12 protein-coding genes are annotated in these 24,250 nt (G+C 50.8%); 11 read left to right on the forward strand and 1 reads right to left on the reverse strand.

Annotated features, from left to right (window positions below; genetic code table 11):
• Positions 1-114 precede the first annotated feature (114 nt).
• From P9H32_RS00430 to P9H32_RS00455, 6 genes are all read left to right on the forward strand, one after another.
• Positions 115-3,915, forward strand: coding sequence for a CBM96 family carbohydrate-binding protein (locus tag P9H32_RS00430; protein ID WP_322606882.1), 3,801 nt, complete (start codon positions 115-117; stop codon positions 3,913-3,915).
• 300 nt (positions 3,916-4,215) lie between these two features.
• The gene (locus tag P9H32_RS00435) at positions 4,216-7,404 is read left to right on the forward strand and encodes a fibronectin type III domain-containing protein (RefSeq protein WP_322606883.1); all 3,189 of its coding nucleotides are present in this window, start codon (positions 4,216-4,218) and stop codon (positions 7,402-7,404) included.
• A gap of 350 nt (positions 7,405-7,754) precedes the next feature.
• Positions 7,755-9,071: a vWA domain-containing protein gene (locus P9H32_RS00440; RefSeq protein WP_322606884.1), complete on the forward strand. Its 1,317-nt coding sequence runs from the start codon at positions 7,755-7,757 to the stop codon at positions 9,069-9,071.
• A 67-nt stretch (positions 9,072-9,138) separates the two neighbouring features.
• Positions 9,139-12,090, forward strand: coding sequence for a sensor histidine kinase (locus P9H32_RS00445; RefSeq protein ID WP_322606885.1), 2,952 nt, complete (start codon positions 9,139-9,141; stop codon positions 12,088-12,090).
• Positions 12,091-12,105: 15 nt separating this feature from the next.
• Positions 12,106-12,759 (forward strand): response regulator transcription factor, encoded by a 654-nt coding sequence (locus P9H32_RS00450; RefSeq protein ID WP_322606886.1) that lies wholly within the window; start codon positions 12,106-12,108, stop codon positions 12,757-12,759.
• Between the two features lie 400 nt (positions 12,760-13,159).
• Positions 13,160-14,032 (forward strand): PEP-CTERM sorting domain-containing protein, encoded by an 873-nt coding sequence (locus P9H32_RS00455; protein ID WP_322606887.1) that lies wholly within the window; start codon positions 13,160-13,162, stop codon positions 14,030-14,032.
• A 52-nt stretch (positions 14,033-14,084) separates the two neighbouring features.
• Here P9H32_RS00455 and P9H32_RS00460 read toward each other — a convergent pair whose 3' ends face one another.
• Entirely contained in the window at positions 14,085-14,342 is a 258-nt protein-coding gene (locus tag P9H32_RS00460; protein WP_322606888.1) for a hypothetical protein, read from the reverse strand.
• A gap of 92 nt (positions 14,343-14,434) precedes the next feature.
• Between P9H32_RS00460 and P9H32_RS00465 the strand changes: the two genes are divergently transcribed.
• The 5 genes from P9H32_RS00465 to P9H32_RS00485 are packed head-to-tail and all read left to right on the forward strand — an operon-like array spanning position 14,435 to position 24,067.
• The gene (locus P9H32_RS00465) at positions 14,435-15,937 is read left to right on the forward strand and encodes a sulfatase (protein ID WP_322606889.1); all 1,503 of its coding nucleotides are present in this window, start codon (positions 14,435-14,437) and stop codon (positions 15,935-15,937) included.
• Between the two features lie 19 nt (positions 15,938-15,956).
• Complete coding sequence (locus P9H32_RS00470) at positions 15,957-17,621, forward strand: glycoside hydrolase family protein (RefSeq protein ID WP_322606890.1); 1,665 nt, start codon at positions 15,957-15,959, stop codon at positions 17,619-17,621.
• A 1-nt stretch (position 17,622) separates the two neighbouring features.
• Positions 17,623-19,185 (forward strand): arylsulfatase, encoded by a 1,563-nt coding sequence (locus P9H32_RS00475; RefSeq protein WP_322606891.1) that lies wholly within the window; start codon positions 17,623-17,625, stop codon positions 19,183-19,185.
• Positions 19,186-19,214: 29 nt separating this feature from the next.
• The gene (locus P9H32_RS00480) at positions 19,215-21,047 is read left to right on the forward strand and encodes an alpha-1,3-galactosidase-related protein (protein WP_322606892.1); all 1,833 of its coding nucleotides are present in this window, start codon (positions 19,215-19,217) and stop codon (positions 21,045-21,047) included.
• A 17-nt stretch (positions 21,048-21,064) separates the two neighbouring features.
• A complete protein-coding gene (locus P9H32_RS00485; RefSeq protein WP_322606893.1) occupies positions 21,065-24,067 on the forward strand; it encodes a glycoside hydrolase family 2 TIM barrel-domain containing protein in 3,003 nt (1,000 codons plus the stop codon).
• Positions 24,068-24,250: the final 183 nt, after the last annotated feature.

Genomic DNA, 24,250 nt, shown 5'->3' on the forward strand with positions numbered 1-24,250 from the left:
CTACTTTTTGCCTTTGCGGAATATCCCATGCTTTAATGTGCTGACCGTAGAGAAGGGTTGAACCGGTTATGGTTCCGGATATGACCGTTCCGCGGAATTTCAAAGAGGATAACGATGAATGCACATAAATGGATGGCCAGTTTACTGGTACTCTGGCTTGCGGGAATGAATGCCGAGGCGTTTTACGATCCGTCCTGTGAAACGCATGCCGTGGTAACAAACGTGATGGACTTTGGTGCAGTTGGCGATGGGGTGGTCAATGATTCCGCCGCATTCCAGGCTGCGATTGATTCGGTCACGGCCAACGGAGGCGGGGATGTTGACGTTCCGGAGGGTACATATCTTCTGAAGGGGATTCGGCTTAAATCGAATGTTCATTTACGGGTTGATTCATCTGCGGTACTGAACCTCGATGTTCCAACGGACGGTTCGTCGGGCGGAACCATGATAACGATTGACGGGCATCCAGACTGGCTGGAGAATTCAAGTGTTCAGGGCGTAGGCGGAAAATTCACGGTTAATTTTCCGGAAGGTTCGAAGGGCACCCGGTTTATTCAGGTCAAAAAGGCCCGCAATTTTCTGCTGTCAGATTTTCACGTAAACGGGAATCTCTCTGCTTACAGCTCCGTGGTTTTCGGTCCCAGCGGTTTCGATGAAGCAACGCGCGGAATGCCTACGCAGGGGACCATGCGGAATGTGAGTATTTCGAATTCTGAGTATGGTTATGGTCTGATTCAGTCGCAGGCTTGCGATTCTATACTGTTCACGAACCTGCACGCTAATGGCGGGGTGGCACTCCGTATGGAAACGGGCTGGGATAAGATGGGTAACCTGCAGTACGGGGGAGTGTTTAATGTGGTCGGCCGTAATATTTCCGCCGAAAATGCTAAGGCGGCTGTGATGATGGCCCCGGTGGGGCTGCAACAGGGGCTGGTCGATATTGATGGGGTCTATGCAACAAACTGTGCGTCCGCGGTTCAGATTTCCGCGGGGGGGCTGCGTAATTTGTATAATCCGGATATTTTTCCGGGAACGTATGCCGAGGGCTCGTCCGTTCGCAATGTGACCGCGGTTTTTGGAATGTCGGCTCAGTATAAAAAAATGCCTGATGAGTATCCGTCGGAATTTTCAGGTCTGTTTTCAAACGTTTCCCACAGTGTCTACGGGGCGCCCATCATTGGCCCCTCCTTATCGGCCGTGAATAACAGCAATGAGCGTGTGACGATCGAGAATGTAAAAACATATGGGTTTGATTATGTGCCGCCTATACAAGGAGACGGATACGCGCAGACCGCTGAATCATTCACTGCCACAAACTATACGGCAAACATGGATGGTGATTTTTGGGCTGCAACTGCCAACCTGAATGCGGGCGGTACCAACTGGATCAGTGGGGATGGGGCGGTTGGCCGGATTGATTTGACGACTGCGGAAGCGGAGAATCATGCGCTGAATTATTGGGGATTTGCGCTGGAAGCGGGGGAGGATGCTACGATTGCTTCCGATTTCCGTTATTTTCATCAGTCCGGCGGTGATCTTTCAGGCAATCTGAACGAAGCGGCTTTCGGACTGTTGTTCAGCACGGATCCGGATCCGGCTATCGGAGCCGATGGTTACTGCCTGCTGGGCAACAAGGGCAACGGAATCGGACTGGTTGAAGAGGCTCTGAGCCTGATCGCGCATACCAACCTGAATGTGGATACCGCTTCCGGCGGTTGGAGCGACTGGTTTCGGCTCAAATGGACTATTGAGCGGGGTGATGAAAATTATCGGGGAACTCCTTCGATTTATGACGAAAGCGGAATGCTGATTTACAGTGGCTCTACCATTGATCTCGGCGTGGCAAACGGGACTGAAATCTGGGCCGGTTATACCACCGGCACAAACCGTGTCGGCGGCCGCATTTCCGACTTCAGCGGCCTGGAACAGGTTGAAGCGGATAATTTTGTTTTTGAAGTAAGCTATATCAATGAGGCTCCGATATGGCTCGATACACCAAGCCGGTTCTACGCCACCGTCGATACGGAATATACCACCTCGTTGCGAGGAGCGGTGCTGGAGCCGAACGGGAAACTGGTTAAGTATACCAGGCTGCAGGGGCCGGATTGGTTGACGGTTGAAGCCGATGGCTGGATTACAGGAATGCCGGATATTTTTGACATTGGACCGAATATATTCGAATTGGTGGCCACGGACTATGAGGGGCTTTCTAGTACCAACACCGTGATTGTTACGGTGGCTTCATCGAGTGGTGGAATGTTCAGTGTGCCGCCGGTTGAAGATACCTATGTTCAGGGGCTTAATCCGACCAATAACTATGGATCAAGCCGCACCATGGGGCTGCAGGATCATGCTGTAAAACAACGGATCGCTTATTTGAAATTTGATCTGTCTCAGATTCCCGGGGATCAACTGACGAATGCTTTTCTGCGACTAAAGGTCAGCGATCCTGACCCGGCTATGCATCAAACGGTTTGGTCGGTTGCCGATGACAGCTGGCAGGAAGACACGGTTACCTATTCAAACCGGCCCGCTCTCGTTAGCGGTGTGTCGGGGGCTCCGGTTCCGGTTCCTGATTTTGGTTGGTGGGCCGAATTGAATGTTACCGGAGCTGTTCAGGGAGAATGGGCGGGGGATCAGACGGTTTCTTTGGCGTTGGTTGCCTCGAACGGATTTCAGACTGCATATCATTCTTCGGATGATATGCCCGGTCACCGTCCGGAATTGGTCGTGCAGACGGTTCAGACCAATAATACGGCACCGGTATTTACTGAATCGCCCATGGATGGAGGTACTGCATTGATTCATGCGGACTATACCTTCAGCCTGTCAGATTTTGCTGTCGATGAGGATGGAGATGAGTTGAATTTCCGCATTGTCAGTGGCCCGGAATGGCTTGTTGCCCGTTCTGACGGAGTGCTGACAGGTACGCCGAATGAGAAGGATTCGGGCTGGAACCGCTGGGAGGTGCTGGCCGCTGACGGGATTAATCCGGCGGTTACCGGTGAGTTGAATATTTGGGTGGAAGAAAATGATTCAGAACTTCTTTCAATACTTAATCCGGTGGCCGATACGTACGTTCAAGGGGGAACGCGCAGTAATAATAACTATGGCACTGAAAGTACGGTGAGCTGCAAATACAAGTCCAATAATGAAAACTGGACCTACGAGCCTTATCTCCGTTTTGACCTTTCAGCGGTTTCCGGGGCCTCTATAACCAATGCCACGTTACGTTTGAAAGTGCAGGCCATCGATGATGTCGCCACATCTGTACACACGGCTTATTTCGTGGCCGATGACAGCTGGGGAGAAACTAATCTGACCTGGAATACAAAGCCTTTATGGAGTACTTCGCTTGATGCCGCACCACGCCCTTCTTCCGCGGGATTATGGATTGAGCTGGATGTGACCCAGCAGGTTTCGGCGGAATGGCTGGGTGATGGCTTGTTTTCAGTTGCGCTGATTGCATCGACCAAGGACAAAGTTGACTATTATTCCCGAGAAGCGCTCTCCGTCAGTGATCGTCCTCAGCTGGTTATTCAGGCCATTGGCTCTGAGCATTCAGCATGGAACGCCTTTATTTCGGATTATGGTCTGGGGGGATTAAAAAATAATCATTCGGACAGCGACGGCCTGGACGACTGGGGGGAATATGTGTTCGGAGGAAATCCGACCAATCCGGCGGACACCGGAACGCAACCTGTCTTTGATGCCGCTTCTTCCAATTACATTTTTTCGCTTATCGGGGATGATCATGTGGTTGCTCATGTCCTCACCAATGCCGATCTGGTTGGCGGAAACTGGGGGACAAATGCCACGGTGAACGTGACTGCGACCAACGGAGTTCTCGGCGCTTACACGAACCGTGTGAATATGGAGACCGACGAATTGTTCATTAAACTGCTGGTGGAATAGTCGCTCCATTATTCAATCGATTGTGGCGGTTGCGGCGTTTTGTGCGTTGTTGCCGACTGCATTTGAGCATCGATGGAATAGCCGATTTCATAAAGCCGGAAGAATAAATTCCGGACTCAGATTTGAGATTCGAAAAGGGGGCTACAACATGATGTAGCCGATATGGGGAAATAACTACAAGACCCATATTTTGCAATTCTGCCTGTCCTGGGTTTACATAGTATAGCTAGTAGTCAGAGGTCTGGCTGGGCCCGGTGGCGCAGTGGCAGGCAGGACGAAAAAAAATAAGGAGAAGGGATAATGAGAGGAAAAAGAGCTGTTTTTACCCTGCTGATAAGTATGGGGGTACTATCAACAACATGGTCGGCGCCATATATAAACGCCGATTTTAATACCGGCAGCGGTGATCTCGCAACCGTAGATGCGGACTGGTCCAAAGTGGAAAATACACCGGGAGATGCCTTTACTCTGGGGGGCGGTGTGGCAACAACGACAGGCACTTTTCCGGAAATCACAAACGGCACACGTGCGGTTTATTTTACGGGGGCCTCGGTTGGAAATGACATAGGCCATAAATGGACGGGTTCGGTTGATTTTTCGTTCACCAGAACTGCGGAATATGGTCCTGATACATTCGATAAACAGCTCTTTACATTGGGTGAAGGCAATACGGAAACCAATGAACTGGATATTGGTCAAAGCGATCTGGGGATACAATTGAGACTTAGAAACACTGGTGCTCTCCGGGTTGGCGTCAGGGATGCCGATGCGTGGAATAACCCGTTGCAGGTAAGTGATGCATTTATCGGTGCCACGAATAATACATCCGCCACAACCACCGATGATCTTCGCCTGACATGGATCTATCGAAAAACCGCAGTGTCCAATGTCTACGCGTTTACGGCATCGATCATTAATCTGGATACGATGGAGACCAACAGTATGGAGAAAATCCAATATCTGAACGAATCCATCTTCTGGAATGAGGTGACGAATCCGCGTTTTCTGCTGCAGGCTGAAAATTCAAGTTATACGAATGATAACTATGTGACCACAGCGATTGATAGCTTAACTGTATCGGTGGAAAGCAATGCCCCGGCAGTTTTACAATTTGGTTCGGTTGTTGCTGCGGGGAACGATGCCGCTGTTTTTCTTTCCTGGGATGATGTAGTTGAAGCCACGGCTTACGATGTAAAGCGTTCGGATAGCATTGATGGCACGTACACGACATTGACCGGCGGAGCGGACATTACGACCAATGTTTTCTCGGATACGCAAAGCCTCGTTAACGGAAATACGTATTTCTATAAAATCACCGCAAAAGCAGGTGCGCTTTCTGCGGATTCCGATCCGGTTGAAGCGACTCCCGATCAAATCGTGGAGGTCACCGGTACGTTTATCGATACCACCTTCACGAATAGTGCGATCTATGCGAATGGTGATCTGGCCAATCAAACCGGCTGGCGTGCAAACAGGAATTCGCGCAGTGGTGCTTTCACTGTTGATACTGCAGGAAACGGGTTTGCGACTGCCGTTGCAAGCGCCGCAAGCACAAACGAGGCTTCGGTTTACTGGAAGGACTACAGTACGAATGCGGTTGGCGCAATCTGGAGCGGCGACTTTGATTTCAAGATCACTGCAGATTCCGTCCTTGCAGAGGAAGGCGTTATTCTCAACTTCGGTGTTACGTCGGATGTTGAAGAAAAGGGGATCAGTCATTTAGAAAGTCACAATGCCGTGATTACCACCTGGCTGACACCGGGCGGCAACTTGCGCATTGGATTGAACGCAAGGTTTATTGGTCAGACGGATCTGATTAACGTGGCGGCGGAAGATCTCGGCTGGGATCCGGCATCCACGAATATTCCGGACTTTGAGACGGACCTTATTGAGTATGACTGGAGCATCCGCAAAACCTTGGGCGGTAATTATAACGCAGAGCTCACTGTTACCGTGGAAGGTATTTCAACGAACACGGCGACTCTTCAATATGCCAACAATGAGCCGACCGAAATGTATAATGCCGGTGTAGCCCACTTTGCGATGTCGCACCGGATCCCGGGTATGGAGCTGGTTGATATTGCTGTGGACCGTGTGACGGTGACGCATGCTGACACGAGCCCGGTTCCGGTTACTGAACCGACCATTAGCAGTGTTACCCAGGGGAACCTGGAACTTAACGTGTCCTGGGGATCAAAAGGCGATGAAACCGGAGGATTCAATGTTTACCGTTCATCGACCGGTACAGATCCGGAAGACTTCGTGTTGTACACCAATGTAACGACGGCGGGCTTCGTGGATACGGGATTGGAAAATCTGCGGGTATATGCCTATAAGATTAAAAGTGTGTTCCCGACCGGTGAGAGTGAATTCAGTAACATGGTGGCAAACCGTGCGCTGGTTACAGCTCAGGTAGACGGCATGTTCTGGAGCGCGGCCGGCGGCAATGGCACGCTGAACTATAACAAAACCATCTCGCAGACCTATTCGGGAGTATCTTCGAATGGAATCACCTTGAAAACCGGAAACGGCTTTGAGGGATCCAAGGTGGAAGCGTCCAAAATCGATGATGGATACAATACGAGTGCTTCGCCGCTTATCTATGGATGGCTCCAGGAGGAAACAGAGATACCCGTGGCTACAACTACGTTTTGGAATAAAAACGGAAATGACCGAATCCGCTACAGGAACAATAACGGTGGAATCAATGCGAGCCTGGACTATGTTCAGATCGACACTGCCGTCGATGCCTCTGTCGGAACGTTTATCATGTATGCAGGTACCTGGGGAGGAAACACCCGGGCTGCTATCAGGAACAACGGAACGTGGTATGCCAGTAAAACGACCAGCAACAATGATGAGCAGTCGATTGACATGGCTACAGAGACCTGGGCCGTTTTCTCCACTCCTGAAGCGGGCGATGATTATGTGGATGTGAGTGATGGTTCCTTTGCAACTGTTACGTTTGACCGGGTGGATGCTGTCGGCATCTTGCGCGGGAAAAATACGGACACCGGCAATAAATCCACAGCGTACTTTTCATTGGTTATCCAGGATCGGGCTTCGGATTTCCAGAGCGCCATGTTTGACTATGGTCTCTATAATGAAGATGCCGCAGCCACGAATGACTATGACGGCGACGGAGTAGACAATGTGAGTGAATGGGGATTGGGCGGTGATCCTGCCGATGGATCCAAGAGTGGTCTTCAGGTTCGTCGCACGGAAGTGGATGAAAATGGAAACTTTATCTATATCTATCCCCGACTGCCGGACACAGAGCTTCGGCCGACTTACAGCATTGCCAGCGATAATAATCTGACCATTGCGCCTGGATTCGTTGAGCTGACAGAGGGGGTTGATTATACTGAAGACGGATATGGCCCGAGCTGGTCTACGAACGGAATCGGGGCAAACTTCGATGCTGTCACCAATACCATTCCGACTGCGGGTATTCCGAGGGAGTTCTTCAAACTCATCATCACCGAGTAAGCGGTTCAATTACCGCGCCCTGAATTGAGGGGTGCGGGTTCGAAAACCCCGTCGGTATCCGGCGGGGTTTTCTGTGTAAAAACGACCTTGGTTCATGGGCGGATGAAGAACCGGAATGAAAACTGATCGACGGTGCAGCGTACGGGTTCGGGCGCACTACAAAATCTACTAGCGAATGGAGTATGCAGAACTACAATACTCATATTTTGCCTTATTTAATCCTTCGGTTTTTAATGCTCAATTGGTTTTTCCGGTGATGGGGTGGGCCCGTCAAACCGGTCGTAATGATTTTCTTTCTGGATACCTCTGTGTGTCTGAAGCGGCACGATTGTGCAAGGAGCTGAACTGCAATGTTTAAATCATCAAAAAAAGGTTTCTTTGCGAAACACGCCAAGTCCAGTGCCGCAATGATCAGTCTTGGCATTCATGCGGTTTTAATTGTCGTTGCACTCTCTTTTGTTGCGGTCACGGTGATCCAGAAAGACGAGCAGAAATTCGAGGCGAAGCCCGTTCAACGCCCTAAGATGCCGTTGAAAAAACTGCAGGTTCCGGTGAATATTAAGAAAAAGAAGATCCAAAAGCCGAAGCTGCGCAAACGCATTGTTGTGAAGCCGAAGCTGGCGAGTGTTCCGGAGATCCGGATGCCCGAAATTGCAGGGGTTAAAGGAGGGCTTGGAAATGCGGTCGGCAATGGGCTGGGTGGAACGGGGAGCATCGGTTTTTCCATGCCCGAATTCGAATTATTCGGGGTTAAAGGCCGGGGCGAAAAAGTGTTCATTGTACTGGATGCTTCGGGGCATATGATGACCGATGGGATCGGTGGAATTCCGGCCTATACGATTATCAAGAATGAGCTGGTACGGATTCTTGAGGAATTGAACTCGGCTGTGATTTTCAATATTGCGGTTTATGGCGGTGGGGATTATATGCTGTTTCCGGATATGGTGCCGGCAACGCCGGGCAATGTGGAAAAGGTGAAGGAGTGGCTGGCTCCGCTGAATGCCGTTTCTAAAAATATGGGGGATAGAGATTACGGCCCCAAAACGCTGGCTTCGCGCGAAAATTCGATTCGTATTGATACAAAGGTTGACCCGCTGCAGAGCGGTGTCGGCGAATGGGTGCGCCCGACCATGCAGGGTATGCAGCAACAGGCGGATGTCTTTTTTGTGCTCTCCTGTCGCTGGGGTAAACTGCGCTATAAAACGGCTGATGCCGGAGCGTGGGATGAAAATAAACAGGCCCGGTGGAAAAAGGCCGTAACCAAGGCAAAGGCTTTGCACAAGAAGGAAAACAATGTCCGGCGAAAGAAGGGACAGCCGCCGCGGGTGGTCACCGGCGGAGACCGGGGTTTGGTTAAAGCCTATCTGCCCGGTGAAGATCTGTCTCCGAAAAATACATATCAGGACTATACGCCGCGGGAAATTGTGGAAGCACTTTCCAATGTCTGGAAAGAGCAGCGTTCAAAAAGTCAGTTGCTTACCCGCCGACTTGGAAATATGAAAAAGAGCGATTTTTCGGTGAATGTGATTCATTTTGTAGCTGAAAATTCGGATGATGGAAAAGAAGAACGTTTTGCGAAGGTTGCCAGTCTGACCCGGGGGGATTACCGGGAAATTAAAGGGCTGGCCGCTATTCAAAGCTATGTGAGTACTGAGCCGGAGCTTTAAGCCTGAAGCATAAACTCCAAGTATTCTTTCGTAAACAGACCTTTGAAATGGTTACTTTTCAAGCAGGATGAGAATCTGGAATTTTACGGATCATTTAAAGGCAGGAGGCATCGTTGCGGCGGTGCTGCTGGTCTGTGTATGTCATGCGGTAACGAATGAAGTATCGGAAAAGGTCCTGTTTGATATCGATTTTCAGGATCACCCTCTGAGTCGGTGGGACTCCCGATATGGGGGGGTGCCGATTATCAATTGGGGATTTGCTCATGTGGTCGAAAATCCCGCCGATCCGGGCAATCGATATCTTGAGCATCGCCCGGGGTTTACCGCCCATGGGGGGACTGGGGATGTCAACTGGGTGGGGCAGGGGCTGAACCGTAAGATTCCCCGGCTGGAACCGGGGCAGGAGTTGCGCCTGAATTTTGATTGCCGTCTTTTTTTCAGAAATACCCGGACGGGAATGAATTTGCTCGAATGTCTGGTGACGAAGCCGGAGTCCTCGGCCAGGGATGAATTTCCGGTAAAAATCGGGCATTGGGGGGGCACTTTTTACCGGAATCGGCGTTTGGGTTTTAAATTGATGCAAACTCCGCGGATTGCCGGGCGCGCCAGTCCGGATGGTTATCTGGGTATTGCTCTGAAGCCGGTAAGCTATTGGGCGGCGGATCTGCATATCGATTTGAATGATATTGGCGTTCATCATCTGGGACGGGACGATGCGGACACAGAAAGCGACGCGCTGAATGTCACCTATACCGTGAGCCGGTATGATCGAGCTCCGTTTGTTATAAACTCGGTTATGGTTTCCAATACGGTGACCGCTGCGGTCTGGCAGGGATATTCCACTTCTCGAAAAGCCGAGACCATGCTGGATGACGGATTGTTTATCGGCTTCGGTTCTGATTCTGATCTCTCCGGGGATGAAGGTTTCGAGATGGATAACATCCGCTGTTCGGTCGGGAAAGGGTTCCAAACGCTGGAAAAGTTTAAAGCCCAGAAAAAGAGAGGGGCGGTCGGTCAGGAAGAAAACGTTGTTTATGAAACAGCCATTCAGACGGTTTCATCTGAAGGACCTCTTGAGCAGGAGCCGCCCTTTCTGCTTTCGATTCCCGGAAAGCTGAAAGAGATTGCTGCTCGGAAAGCTGAAATTAAATCGGAAATAAAAACGCTTCCGGTAGTGCAGGAATCGCTGCAGTTGAATGCGTACGGGTATCATGGCGGGTATCTTCCCGCTTTGGATAAACTGCCGGAGGAACCCCGCTGGATGCTCGATATTGAGTTTCAGTCCGGAGCACGTGTGGAAGAGGTGGTGCTGGTACCGGCTATTGATCGCCGTTTTGATGATTCCCGCGGCTATGGATTTCCGAAAAGATTCCGTGTGCTTCAGGTTTTTCACGATGGATCATCGCGGATTGCGCGGGAGTGGATGACGGAAGATTGTCCCGATCCTGGCCGCATGCCGATGGTCATAAAAATGCCGGATCCCCGCAGTAACCGTTTCCGTGTTGAGGTGTTTCGGGGCAGCCGGGAAGGGCAGAAAGAGGTTTTTGCTCTGGATGAATTTATGGGGGTGGTTCGTCAGGAAATCTTCCGCTCAGTCAATGTGGAGGCAAAAACGGTTTATGAAGCGCGGCCCTATTGGGGGAAGGGATATCTCACCGATCATAAAACCAGTCTGGGATTGCCGACGGCCCGCAGAACCAGCGGTATTGCAAGTGGTACCTCCGAAGATTTTTCGGTGGCTTTTGATCGTCCGCCCAAGAAACCTATCGTTCTTGAAATCGATCTCGGACAGAACCGTCGACTGGGGTGGGTGACACTGTTTCCTGCAAAATCGCCTGAGGGAATTCTGATTCCCGGATATGGTTTTCCCGGGAAAATCAATATGGAGATGGTTCCGGAGTTGCAAAACGGGAAACGAGGGAAAACCATTGAACTTGAAACCGCCTGGGAAGGTGGAAATCCGGGAAATAATGTGGTGCGGCTTGAGGGGCGATCTGAAGCGGGGCGCTGGATTCGATTTATTATTGATAAACTGCCCCGGCATTATGGGGCCAATACATTTGCTCTGGGGGAAATCAACGTTTATCGGAGCGGTGAAGTTTTTCCCATTCAGCAGGTCAATTTTGAAGGATTTCCGCCGGGAACTGAAGAGAATGCTGCGTTGCTGTGGGACGGGAAAGCAGGGGGACAGCCCATCATGTTTTTGTTCGACTGGCTTAAACAGTTGGAACAGAAACATAAATTGACCAAAGAGCTGAGCCGACTTTCCATGAATGAAAGGCTGTTTCAGGCGCGCTGGAATGGCTTCCTGCGGTCGGTGTTTATTGTGATTCTGGTGATTGTTGTTTTGGGGGCCGTTCTGGTGGCTTTAGGGGCTATTGTCCTTCGCAGGCGTCACGCAAAGCAGTTACGACAGCAGATTACCGAAGATCTGCATGATGAAATCGGAAGCAAGGTCGGGGCCATTAATCTGTATGCGAGCCTGGTGAGAAAGACCGCATCTGATCCCCGGGCGATTGAAAGCAACCGGAGGATTGAGGTGATTGCCAAGGAAATGCAGCAGTCTTTGCGGGATGTATTATGGTTTACCAATAATAATACCGATACCCTTCGGGATGTGGTTCAGAAACTGGCCGAAATAGCGGAGGCTATGGTGCCGCCTTCGATTTTGAAACTCGATCGTTCTCCATCCTACGAAATTCCGGAGTCGACTATTTCCATTCAGGTGAAACGAAATGTCTTGTTGATTTTCCGGGAGGCCGTGCACAATGCAACACAGCATTCCGGGGCCACAAAAATTGAGGTTCGGATTCGATGGAGTAAACCGGGGCTGGTCGTGACGGTTTGGGATAATGGAGCAGGATTTATTTTTGAGGATCTTTCCCTGAATGGAAAAGATAAGCGCCGACATTTGGGCCTCGAAAGCATGCAGCGCCGGGCGATGCAGATAAAAGGTGAATTGACGATTGAGTCCAGTCCGGGAGAAGGTACTGAACTGAAGTTGAAACTGAAAATCTAGGTTGAGGATTGAACCATGTCTAAAGAGAATAAAGCCGTAAGCATCTGGCTGGTGGAGGATGAAAAGCATTACCGCGAAGCGATGGTGTGCCACCTGGAGCTGGACGATCGCATCACCCGCGTTGAGAGTTTCGGTTCCTATGAAAAAGCATTGGTCAAGTTAAGCCGGACCGACCTGCCGGATCTCATTCTGCTGGATCTCCATCTGCCGGGTATCAACGGAATTGAAGCTGCAACTGCCTTGAAGCATCATTATCCGGAATTGAATGTTCTCGTGCTGACCAGCTCATCTGACCGAAAGTCGGTTTTTGATGCCATTTGTGCCGGTGCCAATGGGTATCTGGTAAAGAGCGACTCGATCGAGGAGATTCTTCAGGGCATTCATCAGGTCTTGGATGGCGGGGTGCCGCTGAGTCGTGAAGTGGCCTCGTATGTCCTTGATACTGTCCGTTCCATGGCACCTAAAAGCTCCAAGGTTGAACTGAGCGAACGCGAAACTGAAATTTTACGTCTGTTGGCTGACGGCGAAAGTCGAAAGAAAGTGGCGCACAAGCTGCATATCGCAGTGGCCACTGTCGATTATCACCTGCGCAGCGTCTACGAAAAGCTTCAGGTGCATTCCACCGCCGGGGCCATCGGGGAAGCTTTCCGTCAGAAACTGATTGATTAACGTGTGCCGTACAGGTGACGGCATCTCGGTGGTATGCTGAGCGTGTCGAAATCAGGCGAGACTGCAGGTGTGCCGCGGTTCGTTTCTTGTTCATATCCCGTATTTAAGGGTCCGTGCCTTTTTTCGAGCGGTCTGTTTGGCCGTTGCTGATGCTGCACAATTCCAATGATTGGAACCGGGACGGAACACGGGCTGCGCTGCTGGTGAGGCGATGTGTTCATTTAGACAGAGGTGCTATAGCATTTTGTAGTGAAGGGGCTTTCACAACTGCAATTTCCATAGTTCGCGTTTCAATCCCTTACATGCTTTCATTTGTACCGTCCAATGTAATCGTTGGATGTCCTGTCGAGTGGTCAACACCGCACGCAGGCGATTGAAAATAAAGATAGGAGAATGAAATATGAACAAATGGATTATAGGTGCAGCCTTATTCGCCATTGGCGTAGGTGCGCAGGCGGCTGTGATCACTTCTTCTGCGGATGGAGTTCTTGATGCCGCTGCTACATGGGATGGCGTGAACAGTCCAACGAACGCAAATTCAGACACATGGAATTCTGCTGGATATGACCATAGCTGGCAGAAAAATAAGACGTATTACGGAACGTATGTTGTTCAATCCGGTACGACGGTCACGGGTTCGGGGAACTTTGACCATGTTCAGTTTGAAAATATGACTCTCGCTGGAGGAACGCTGCAGGGTGCCAGGGGGCAGGAATATACTGTGGACGCAAATCTCGCGGTTATATCGGACTCACTGGTGACGGTTAGACGGTCAGGGATTATTAAAGGCGATGGGACTGCAACACTGACCGGTAACGGGAATTTAACGATTTTACAGGACACGGATGCAAATGATAGCGGGGATGAGTTTGCATTAGGCATGGGGATGGATATGACAGGTTATACCGGTAATATTCTCTTTACAACGGATGGCGGCGGCAGTGGTGCCGACACATTTGACCTACAAATTCTAGGGGATACATCTGCTGCTGGAACATTTGGACTTGCGCTTGAGAATCAAGCTACTGGAGATGTTTCAGTACGGTTGGATCTGGGAACCAGTAATGACTTTACAGTGCAAGCACTTTCTTTCGGGGGCACTACCGTTGCCAACGGAACGTATACGGCTGCTGACCTGACGACCGCAGGATTTGGTGATTGGGTTGCCGGCAGTGGCAGCACGGTTACGGTTATTCCGGAACCGGCCACGCTGGGTATGGTTGTTGCAATGGGGGTGGGAGTGCTCTTTATTCGCCGCCGATTCATGATGTGAGGGCGATAATGGAAGAGCGCTGTCGGATTCCGGCTGCGTTCTGTTGCTCCATTTAATTTTCAATGGAGATTCGGGTGACAGGTTTCCCTCCTCTTATCCTGGAATCCCGAATCTCCATTGTTTTGATAAGCGCAGTGCTTCGGCACTGCGCTTTTTGATTGTCTGTTTCTGCTTTGCGGAGTGGTTTGTCGGTATGGTTGATTGATTCGAGCCCGCCTTCTGTGCGCGCGGTGGCAGACCCCTGCAGGGTCGATGCGATGCGGGCTACAAGATCTTGTAGTTTCGGTGTAATGACAACTGCAACTTCCATAGTTCGCTCATCGCGCTGTGCCTGTGTTTCAATTTTATCATATGTTCCACAGGAATATCTGCAGGAACGGTATTACAAACAGGAAATAAGATATGTCCAAATTAACCGCTTTATGTACGTTGGCGCTGACCGTCTCCGTATCGTCTTTCGGCCATGCAAAGCCGAATATTATATTTGTTTTAGTCGATGATCTGGGGTACGCGGATGTGGGATTCAACGGGTCCACTTATTACGAAACGCCCAATATTGACCGGTTGGCCGGGGAAGGGCTGGTGCTTGAGAATTCCTACATGTATCCAACCTGTTCTCCGTCGCGCACTGCCATTGCGACCGGAAAACAATCGTTTCGCACCGGAGTCTATACGGTGCCGGTTCTGGAGCGGGGGAGTGATCAGGAAAATATTTTTTCCCGCTGGACCGTTGGCGAAGAGCATACCATGTACAGTCAGCCGCTGGCGGATTCGGGCTACAAATCCATTCATCTCGGCAAATGGCATCTTGTCGGACCGTATCCGAAGGAAGAGATGGAAGGAACCTGGCCGCGCAGTGAAAAACTGGATCAGCCGGATCCCTGGGATTATAGCTGGGCGGCCTATCACAAGTCCGAGGCCTGCGCGAAATACTATCCCCGGGGTCGCGGTTATCTGAAAAATATCGGGGGCACATATCGTGGCGATCCGGCATTGGAAATCGACGGCTATAAGGGCGAGACCGGCGGCTATTTTGCTCCGTTTAATAATCCGTTCATGGACCAGAAAAATCCGAAAGATAAGTGGTTGACCGATCATTTGACGACCGAGGCGATTGATTTTATGGATGAGCACAAAGACGAGCCGTTCTTTGTTAATCTGCACTATTATACCGTGCATCGCCCGATTCGCGGCCGCAGCCCGGAGCTGGTTGAAAAGTATGTGAATAAATCCGGTGATCCGGTAACCGGACAGGGCATGCAGGCCAAGCCGAAAGATAAACTCAAGAGTGCTGAATATGCCAGCATGATTGAATCGCTCGACGACAATATCGGACGTATTGCGGATTATCTGGAACGGAATAACCTGCGTGAAAATACATTGATTCTGTTCAGTTCGGACAACGGACAAAATGTCGGAGCCAACAAAACGCTGAGAGGTAAAAAAGGCTGGATATACGAAGGGGGGATTCGTGTGCCTACGTTTATGAACTGGCCCGGGAAAATCAAACCCCGGCGTTCCAAAACCCCGATTAGCGGACTGGATTATTTCCCGACGTTTATGGAGGTTGCCGGAATAAAATACAACGGAGTGCTGGATGGAGATTCCATTGTCGGATTGTTCACCGGTGAACCCCGGAACTTGCAGGAGCGTCCGTTATTCTGGCATTTGGCCAGCCGGTTCCATCATGGAACCTGTTCGGTGATTCGTAAGAATAATTTCAAATTGATTCAGTTCCTCAAGGATGGATCGCTTGAGTTGTATAATTTAGAGAAAGACCCGGCGGAAACCCATAATCTGGCCGCAGAACATCCGGAAGTCGCACAGAAGCTGCTCCGGGAGCTGACCGGCTGGCGTAAACAAAACAGTATTCCGCTGCCTCCGGAATCTCCTTTGGATTACTGAGTGATAAGGAAAATAAGCAATGAGCACATATGCACGAATCAATATTTTAGTCGGCCTGTCTGTCGGGATTGCCGCCGTGACGGCGAACGGCATGGAAAAAAAGAAACACGTTGTTGAGCGGGAACGGCCTGCGGAATGGAAAAACCTTGTTTTCGGCGGGCGGTTTGCGGATCGCTTTCTGCCGATGCCGGATCTGGGAGGAATGACTTCGGATACGTGGGGTGAAACAAACGTGGTTCCGCGCGAAGTACGCAATGGCATCGAAGATCCTGAGTGGTCCTACTGGGGTGGAAATACGATGCTGGAAGAGGATGGAAAGTTTCACCTGATGGTGGCGCGCTGGCCGGAAGACGCACCGAAAGGACACATGTCGTGGTTCGATTCAGAAGTCGCGCATGCGGTGTCCGACTCGCCGTATGGTCCGTTTGAGGTGACGCAGGTGATCGGTCCGGGGCATAACCCAACCTATTACCGCACGCAATCGGGGCAGTACATGCTCTACATTATTGACGGCTGGTACACTGCGGATTCCGTGAACGGTCCGTGGACTGAAGTTGAGGTGGAGTACGACAGTCGTGATCGGAAAAATACAAAACAGAAAAATTATCTTCATAACAATACCTTTATCAAACGGGAGGATGGCTCCTTCTATATGCTGAACCGCCACGGACAGGCTTGGTTCAGCAAAGACGGTATTGATACGTATTATCGGGTTTCGCCGGAAATCGTCTATCCGAAAGTTCCCGGGCGGTTTGAAGATCCGCTGGTCTGGAAGGACCACATTCAATATCACCTGATCGTGAATGACTGGGCGGGCCGGATTGCCTGGCACCAGCGTTCCAGGGATGGGGTCAACTGGGTGGTGGAGCCGGGTGAGGCCTATATGCCGGGGATTGCCGTCAATGAAAATGGAACCAAAGAAGATTGGTTTAAGTTCGAACGAATTCGCGTGGTTCAGGATGAATATGGGCGCCCGTTTGCCGCAAATTTTGCAGTTATTGATGTGTTGAAACACAGCGATCTGCCCAACGATAAGCATAATTCAAAGCTGATTGTGATTCCCATGACGGTTGGTCGTCTGCTTACCGTGATGAATAAAGAACCCATTACCGCCGAGACCAAAACCATACGGGTAAAGGTTCAGGCGGAAGACGACTTTAATCCCCATACCGATCTGGACCTGGACTCGCTGCGTTTCGGAGCCTCATCCGAGGTTAACTTCGGGCGCGGTTGCAGAGTGGTCAAAAGCAGAAAACAAGGGGATGACCTGGTTCTTGTTTTTGATGCAAAAGGAAACGGTTTTTCAGAGGAAAATTTTGCAGGAAAGCTGCTCGGAAAAAATAAAGAAGGAAAAATGCTGTTCGGATGGACGCGTCTTCCGGGCATTGACTATCTTGAGCCGATTCTTTCCGCACGTCTTCCGGTTTTTAAAGGGAAAACCGCAAACGTGGAGGTGCAGAATTTCGGTCAGGTTGCTTCAGAATCGGCTGTTGTTACGGTGATCGTGGATGACCGGGAGGTGGCATCCGGTGCTGTGCCTGCACTGAATCCTTTTGAAAAGATTGATGTGAAATTGAAGACGGGAAAGGTGCAGCTTACGCCGAAATCAAAAATTACCGTTCGCCTTGACTGTAAAGGCAAAACGGTTGAAGAGCTGACCCGATCGATGAAAGAAAGGAAGTAATATGAAAATACATTTGTTTGCAATGGCTGTCAGTGTTCTTGCAGTTGCCATGGGGGCGTTTGCCGATCCCGCAGCGGAGCGTCCGAATATTATCCTGATTTTGGCCGATGATCTCGGCCCCGGAATGCTGAGCTGCAATGGGCAGAAGATCGTTAAAACACCGCATATCGACCGGTTAGCCGATGAGGGCATTTCCTTTGAAAATTATTATGGCGGCGTTTTTTGCGCTCCCGCCCGTTGGATGCTGATGACCGGCATGCATGACGGGCGCATCGGCGGGCTGGAAAATAACCGGGCCGGATTGCTGATTAAACGTGACTCAGGGGAAATTACTGAAGAGGAATTTCAGAAGCAGTTTGCGGAACTGAAAGCAAAGGCGCATCCCATTGCAGACAACGAGGTGTTTCTGGCCGAGGTGGCCCGGCAGGCAGGGTATAAAACCGCCCAGTTTGGCAAGCTTGATCGGGGATTCCTGACTTGGCATGAACGGGTAAAACGGTTCGGCTGGGACCACTATGAGGGACTTTATTCGCATGTCCGTTGTCACGGCTTCTATCCGCCCTATATCTGGCGCGACGGCGAAAAGGTGGAGCTTGAGGGGAATCCGTATCCTAACTGTGGAAAAGCCAGTCAGGACGGTATGGACGAGCCGGTCGGCAAGTTCGGAAAAACGTATTGTCCGGATGTGTTTGTGGAGAGTCTGCTGACTTATATCCGGGAGCATGGCGAAGCCGTTCGAGCGGGAAAGAAGGTGAAACCGTTCTTTATTTATCATCCTTCCCAGTTACCGCATGGACCGTCGGCCGTTCCTTATATTCACGAAGATTATATCAATGATAAACGTCTCGATCTTTCGGAAAAAAAGTATGCCACCATGGTTAAGTTTCTGGATAACCATGTCGGACGGATTATGGACGAGCTGAGAACGCAGGGGCTCGACGAGAATACCATCGTTTTCTTTGCCTCCGATAACGGGCACGAAATGTATTCGGGACCGTTCATGGACTATAAAAAACAGAAAACGCCGGATGGAGAACGGTATGATTTGCTGGATCATAAGTTCCGCACTTCCGAGGTTGACGATGTGTTCAATGGTGCCGGCGGTCGTGCGGGCCTGAAGCGTTCCGGATATCAGGGCGGCATGCAGTGTCCGTTGTTTGCCCGCTGGCCGGGAAAAATTTCAGCAGGACAGAAAACAAAACTGCTGACCGTGCATTATGACTTTCTTGCAACGGTTGCTGATCTTGGCGGCATTGAAGTTCCGCGGGGCAAGGATGGGATTTCTTATCTGCCGACTATGCTGGGTAAGCCGCAGACGAAAAGTCACGACTATGTGGTTGTGCATAACCGCCATAGAATTATGGGCGGCAGTGCTCTGATCATGAAGGACGGTTTTAAACTGATTGAGGACAATAGAACCGGAGAGTATCAGTTGTATAACATTCTGGAGGATAACGAGGAGCGGCATGAACTGTCGGCCGAATATCCGGAAAAAGTCAGGCAGATGGCGAAGATCCTCAAACGCGAGATTGATTCGCCGCGTCCTGATCTGGAAACGAATTAAAAGACTTCGGGGTTGCTGGAGAAATGAATATGAAAATGATGAAACAGCGCCGCTTTATGGTTGCGGCATTAACGCTCTTCTCCGCCCAGGTCTGGGCGGGGGGCAGTTCGCCGAAAGTTGTGAATGTGGCCGACCATGGGATTGTTCCGGGGCGGGATGTCAGCGCCGATGTCAACCGTTTGCTGGAAGCCGTGAAAGGGAAGAAGGGCGTTACGCTCTACTTCCCGAAAGGGGTTTATGAGTTCAAGCCCGAGAACGCGGTCGAAAAATACCGTGCTGTGACCAATCACGACAACAGCTTAAAGCGCCTGGCCTTTCCGCTGTTCGGATTCTCGGATTTTACGCTCGATGGCGGCGGTTCAACGTTTCTGTTTCATGGACGCATCTGCCCGATTACTCTGGACGGTTCATCCGGGGTAACTCTGAAAAATTTCACCATCGACTGGGATACGCCTTTTCATCATGAACTCAAGGTGGTTGAACGCAACGAAGCTGCGAATACCTTTGTTGCTGAAATCAGCCCCATGAAATATGGTTTTGAAGTCAGAGATGGCGAGTTGTGGCTGGGACACCGCAGCTGGCAGGATCAGCTCGGTCAGAATATCCCGTACGATCCGAAAACGGGGGCTCCTTATTGGGATACGCGGCGTTATATGCTGAATCGTAAAAGGGCCCGCGCCAAAAAGGTCGGAGAAAACCGGGTGGAACTGAAGAATGCAACCAGAGAGGCCCCGCCGATCGGAGCCGTATTGTGTACCTATGGCAACGGGCCGACAAACCGCCTGGCCCAGGCGATTCACATTGACCGCTCTAAAGATACCTATATCGAAAACGTTACCGTGCTTGCGGGCGGGGGAATGGCGCTGATTGCCGAGCGTGCTGAAAATGTTCATCTGAACGGATTTGTGGTTACTTCGGCCGATGGCCGCACGCTCGCCACCCGCGCTGATGCGACCCATTTCCTCGGTTGCAAGGGACTTGTGAAACTTGAAAACTGCCGGCTGGAGCACATGGCGGATGATGGAATTAATGTTCACGGGGCCTACATCAAGGTCAATGAATACCAGGGGAATAAAACATTCCTCTGCGAAATCAGCCATCGTCAGCAGAAAGGGTTGGTTTTCTGTGAGCCGGGCGACCGGGTTGCAATCACGTCGCGGGAAACGGTACTTCCGCTATATGAAACGACCGTTGAACAGGTTGAAATTCTTGATGAATCGTACCTCTCAATCACCGTTGCGGATGTTCCGGAGAAAATTCCTTCGGGGCCGCTCTCAATGGAAAACATCACGTGGTATCCGGATGTGATCATGAGAAATAACATTATCCGGGACAACCGCGCACGCAGTGCCTTGATTACAACCAAGGGCCGGGTGCTGATCGAAAATAATTATTTCTCATCTCAGATGCATGGCATTCTGATCGAAGGGGATAACAAGGCCTGGTACGAATCCGGCGGCGTTCGCGATGTTACCATCAACAACAATGTGTTTGAGAATATAGGGTATGGAACAGGGGAGCATTATCCGCTATACGCTGCGCCGCTGTATCTGCCGGAACAACACCACGGTGATGACCAGTATCACTGGAACATTCGGTTTACCAACAATAAAATCAAGAGCTACAACGGGCTGCTGGCCCATGCTTCAACTGTAAAAGGTCTGGTTCTTTCCGGGAACATCATCGAGCTGAGTAAAGACTATCCGAACGGGTGTGAACTGCCCGCCGTTGATTTGGACTACTGCAGAGACGCGGTGATTGAAAATAACACGTTCAAGGGTTTTGAAGATACGATGAAAGTGGAGCAGAAGGGCCGTTGCCGCGGAGTGGTTGTGCAGAAAAACAGCGGACTTTCCGGGTGAGTATGGGGATGATAAAAATGAAAAGATGGATCATAACAGCGGGTTTGTTGTTGAGTTGCTCGTTGCAGTCACACGCCGTTCAATTGTCATTAAATGAAGGGTGGAAATTTATTCAGCAGGATGTTGCCGGAGGCGAATCGCTGTCTTTCAGCGATTCCGCATGGCGTACGCTTGATGTCCCGCATGATTGGAGTATTGAGGGCGAGTATGACGCGTCCAACCCGATGGCCGATGCCTGCGGCTATCTGCCGGCCGGCATTGGGTGGTACCGGAAAACCATCCCGGTAAAGCCCGAGTGGAAGGGCAAATATGTTGAAATCGCATTTGACGGGGTCTGCATGAACAGCACGGTCTGGGCAAACGGCAGGAAACTTGGCGACCGTCCCTACGGCTGGAGCTCCTTCGCTTATGATATCAGTGATTTGGTGGACAGCGCCAACAGTATAACCTTTGCGGTCCGTGTGGATAACGAAAAACAGCCATCCGCCCGCTGGTATACGGGAAGCGGGATTTACGCCAATACCTGGTTGAATATCAAGGACAAGGTGCATGTGGCGCGCGGCGGCATTTTTTTCCGAACGTTGGAAGTCGATGAAGCTAAAGCCACGGTTCAGGTCAGTACCGAGGTGGTCGGTGATCCCCGTGCCGAAGTCTCTCATCAGCTTTTTTCCAAGGATGGGAAAAAGGTTGCGGAAGGTTTCCAGACGCTGGAAATCGAGCAACCGAAACTTTGGAGTGTGGAAAATCCGAATCTTTATACGCTGCGGACTTTGGTGAAGTCCGGAGGACGGGTTGTTGATCAGGTGGATACCCGGGTAGGTATCCGGGTGGTTGAATGGAAGGCGGAGACGGGCTTCTGGCTGAATGGAAAAAATGTGAAACTGCGCGGCGTCTGCAACCATCAGGATGCAGGGCCTTTAGGCGCGGCAGTGCCGGAGAAGATTATTCGCTACCGCTTGGAACAGATGAAGGCCATGGGCTGCAACGCCATCCGTACGGCGCATAATCCGATGACGCCTGAGTTTTATGATATGTGCGATGAACTCGGTTTATTGGTCATGGATGAGATTTTTGACGGCTGGTACCAGAAGGCGGAACATGATTACGGTGCTCATGCTTTTGCTGAGTGGTGGGACCGGGACCTGACCGACTGGATCCTGCGCGACCGCAATCACCCGTCGATTATCATCTGGAGTGTCGGCAACGAAACCAAGGGAGAAGAGATGGGGCGGAAGCTGGTGGAGCGCTGCCATGAGCTGGATCCTACCCGGTTGGTCACCTCCGGGCATTCCGCGCATGAAGTGATGGATGTGTTCGGAGCCAACGGCGGCAGTGAGAAACTGGGCTTTTTTGATACGCTTGAAACCGACCAGCCTTTTGTCGGGACGGAGAATACCCATACTTTTCAGGTGCGCGGTTACTACCGCACAAAAACGTGGTACCGGAACGGCTATCCCAGCACGCGGCACAATCCGCATTATTATCCGGACCTGACGGATGAGGAAGTCTTTACCTACGATTGGATCGATGAAGCAGACCGAGCGCACCCGAAGCACATTTTCTTTTCCAGTTATGACAACGCAACGGTGCGCCTGACTTCGCGCCATAACGTTGAAATGATTCGCGATATTCCACGCTTTGCCGGCTCATTTCGCTGGTGCGGTTACGATTATCTGGGGGAAGCAAAATACCACGGCGGCTGGCCGTTTAAATCTTTCTCCGGCGGCGCGGTTGATTTGGCGAATTTTGAGAAGGATCTGTATTACATGTACCAAAGTCAGTGGACAGAAAAACCGATGGTTCATATTCTGCCGCACTGGACTCATCCGGCAATAAAACCCGGAACCAAGATTCCGGTTCAGGTATATTCCAACTGTGATGAAGTTGAATTGTTTTTGAACGGTAAATCGCTGGGGATACAGAATCCCGGAAAAACGCACGATAAAATGGCGTGTCAGTGGATGGTCGGCTGGGAGCCGGGCGAGCTTAAGGCTGTTGCGCGCAGCAACGGAAATGTCAAAATCGAAAAAACCATGCAGACAGCCGGGGCACCGGCGAAGCTTGCGCTGTCGGTCGACGGGGAGCCGCTTGCGGAAAATGGGAAAGATATTGTTCAGCTGCGTGTGGCGGCGCAGGATGAACAGGGAATCTTTTATCCCTATGGTGAAAACCGTACCTGGTTCCATGTCATCGGTCCCGGCCGAATTCGTGCGCTTGGAAACGGCAGCCCGGTCGATATTGAAAAGCATCAGGGGGTGGATAACCGCCGGGCCTTTTTCGGGTTAACCCGTGCCTTTGTTGAAGCATCTGGTGAAAACGGCGATATTGCCGTGCTGGCAAGCAGTATTCTGGGGGAACGGAAGCTCGTATACTCGAATCGGGTGAGCATCGATTCCAAACTGATTGCCCTGCGTGGAAAATTACCGGCAACCTCCATTGAAATCTTTTATACGACCGATGGTTCAGAACCGACTGAGCAGTCGTCTCCCTATAAAGGGGCCTTTACGGTTCAGCCGGGTACCACCGTCAAAGCACTGGTGGTGCTAAACGGGAAACCGGTACAGGTGCTGGAAGAACGTTTCGCATCCGATGTGGGTATGGTTTGGAAAAGCAGCGTGCAGGGATCATCGGTTCCTGCAGGAGAACAGGCTGAACGGGCGGAATTGAACGGGGCATCCATCGTGTCGAAAGGTCAGTTTCGCGGAGAGGGTTTTATTAAATTCAACGGCACTCCCGGCGCTTTTGTACAATGGTACTATGAGAACGACGGCGATTCAGGCGACGGCAGTCTGGTTATCCGCTATGGGGGAGTTGCAGCGAAAGGGAAAGGCCACCGGATAAAAGTCATGATGAACGGTGAAACGGTGAGCAAAAACCTGCTGCTTCCAAACAGCGATAAAGTGGGTCAGAAGTGGAGTGTTGTGAAGGTTCCAATTCAAGTGGAGCGCGGTGCCAACCGCATTCGTCTGGAACCTCTCACTGAAGCAGGCCTATGCATTGACGAAATATCCATCCGATAACTGCTTTAGGAGTGTGTTGCGATAGCTTGAAAAAACGTTCGGATCCATCCCGCTTGGGAAAAGCGCAAGTTTTCCGGCTTGAATGACAAGGCGCGGCTGTATACGAAAAATCTGAAAATTAACGGACACTGAAATAGACATTAAAATCGGGGTGCTTCACGTATTTCTTTTTTTTCAATATTC

It is taken from the genome of Pontiella agarivorans (genome assembly GCF_034531395.1).
Classification (GTDB): domain Bacteria; phylum Verrucomicrobiota; class Kiritimatiellia; order Kiritimatiellales; family Pontiellaceae; genus Pontiella; species Pontiella agarivorans.

Bases quoted from the DNA above. Each gene is read 5' to 3' on its own strand.
- P9H32_RS00430 (WP_322606882.1), top strand. From the start codon at position 115: ATGAATGCACATAAATGGATGGCCAGTTTACTGGTACTCTGGCTTGCG.
- P9H32_RS00435 (WP_322606883.1), top strand. From the start codon at position 4,216: ATGAGAGGAAAAAGAGCTGTTTTTACCCTGCTGATAAGTATGGGGGTA.
- P9H32_RS00440 (WP_322606884.1), top strand. From the start codon at position 7,755: ATGTTTAAATCATCAAAAAAAGGTTTCTTTGCGAAACACGCCAAGTCC.
- P9H32_RS00445 (WP_322606885.1), top strand. From the start codon at position 9,139: ATGAGAATCTGGAATTTTACGGATCATTTAAAGGCAGGAGGCATCGTT.
- P9H32_RS00450 (WP_322606886.1), top strand. From the start codon at position 12,106: ATGTCTAAAGAGAATAAAGCCGTAAGCATCTGGCTGGTGGAGGATGAA.
- P9H32_RS00455 (WP_322606887.1), top strand. From the start codon at position 13,160: ATGAACAAATGGATTATAGGTGCAGCCTTATTCGCCATTGGCGTAGGT.
- P9H32_RS00460 (WP_322606888.1), bottom strand. From the start codon at position 14,342: ATGGAAGTTGCAGTTGTCATTACACCGAAACTACAAGATCTTGTAGCC.
- P9H32_RS00465 (WP_322606889.1), top strand. From the start codon at position 14,435: ATGTCCAAATTAACCGCTTTATGTACGTTGGCGCTGACCGTCTCCGTA.
- P9H32_RS00470 (WP_322606890.1), top strand. From the start codon at position 15,957: ATGAGCACATATGCACGAATCAATATTTTAGTCGGCCTGTCTGTCGGG.
- P9H32_RS00475 (WP_322606891.1), top strand. From the start codon at position 17,623: ATGAAAATACATTTGTTTGCAATGGCTGTCAGTGTTCTTGCAGTTGCC.
- P9H32_RS00480 (WP_322606892.1), top strand. From the start codon at position 19,215: ATGAAAATGATGAAACAGCGCCGCTTTATGGTTGCGGCATTAACGCTC.
- P9H32_RS00485 (WP_322606893.1), top strand. From the start codon at position 21,065: ATGAAAAGATGGATCATAACAGCGGGTTTGTTGTTGAGTTGCTCGTTG.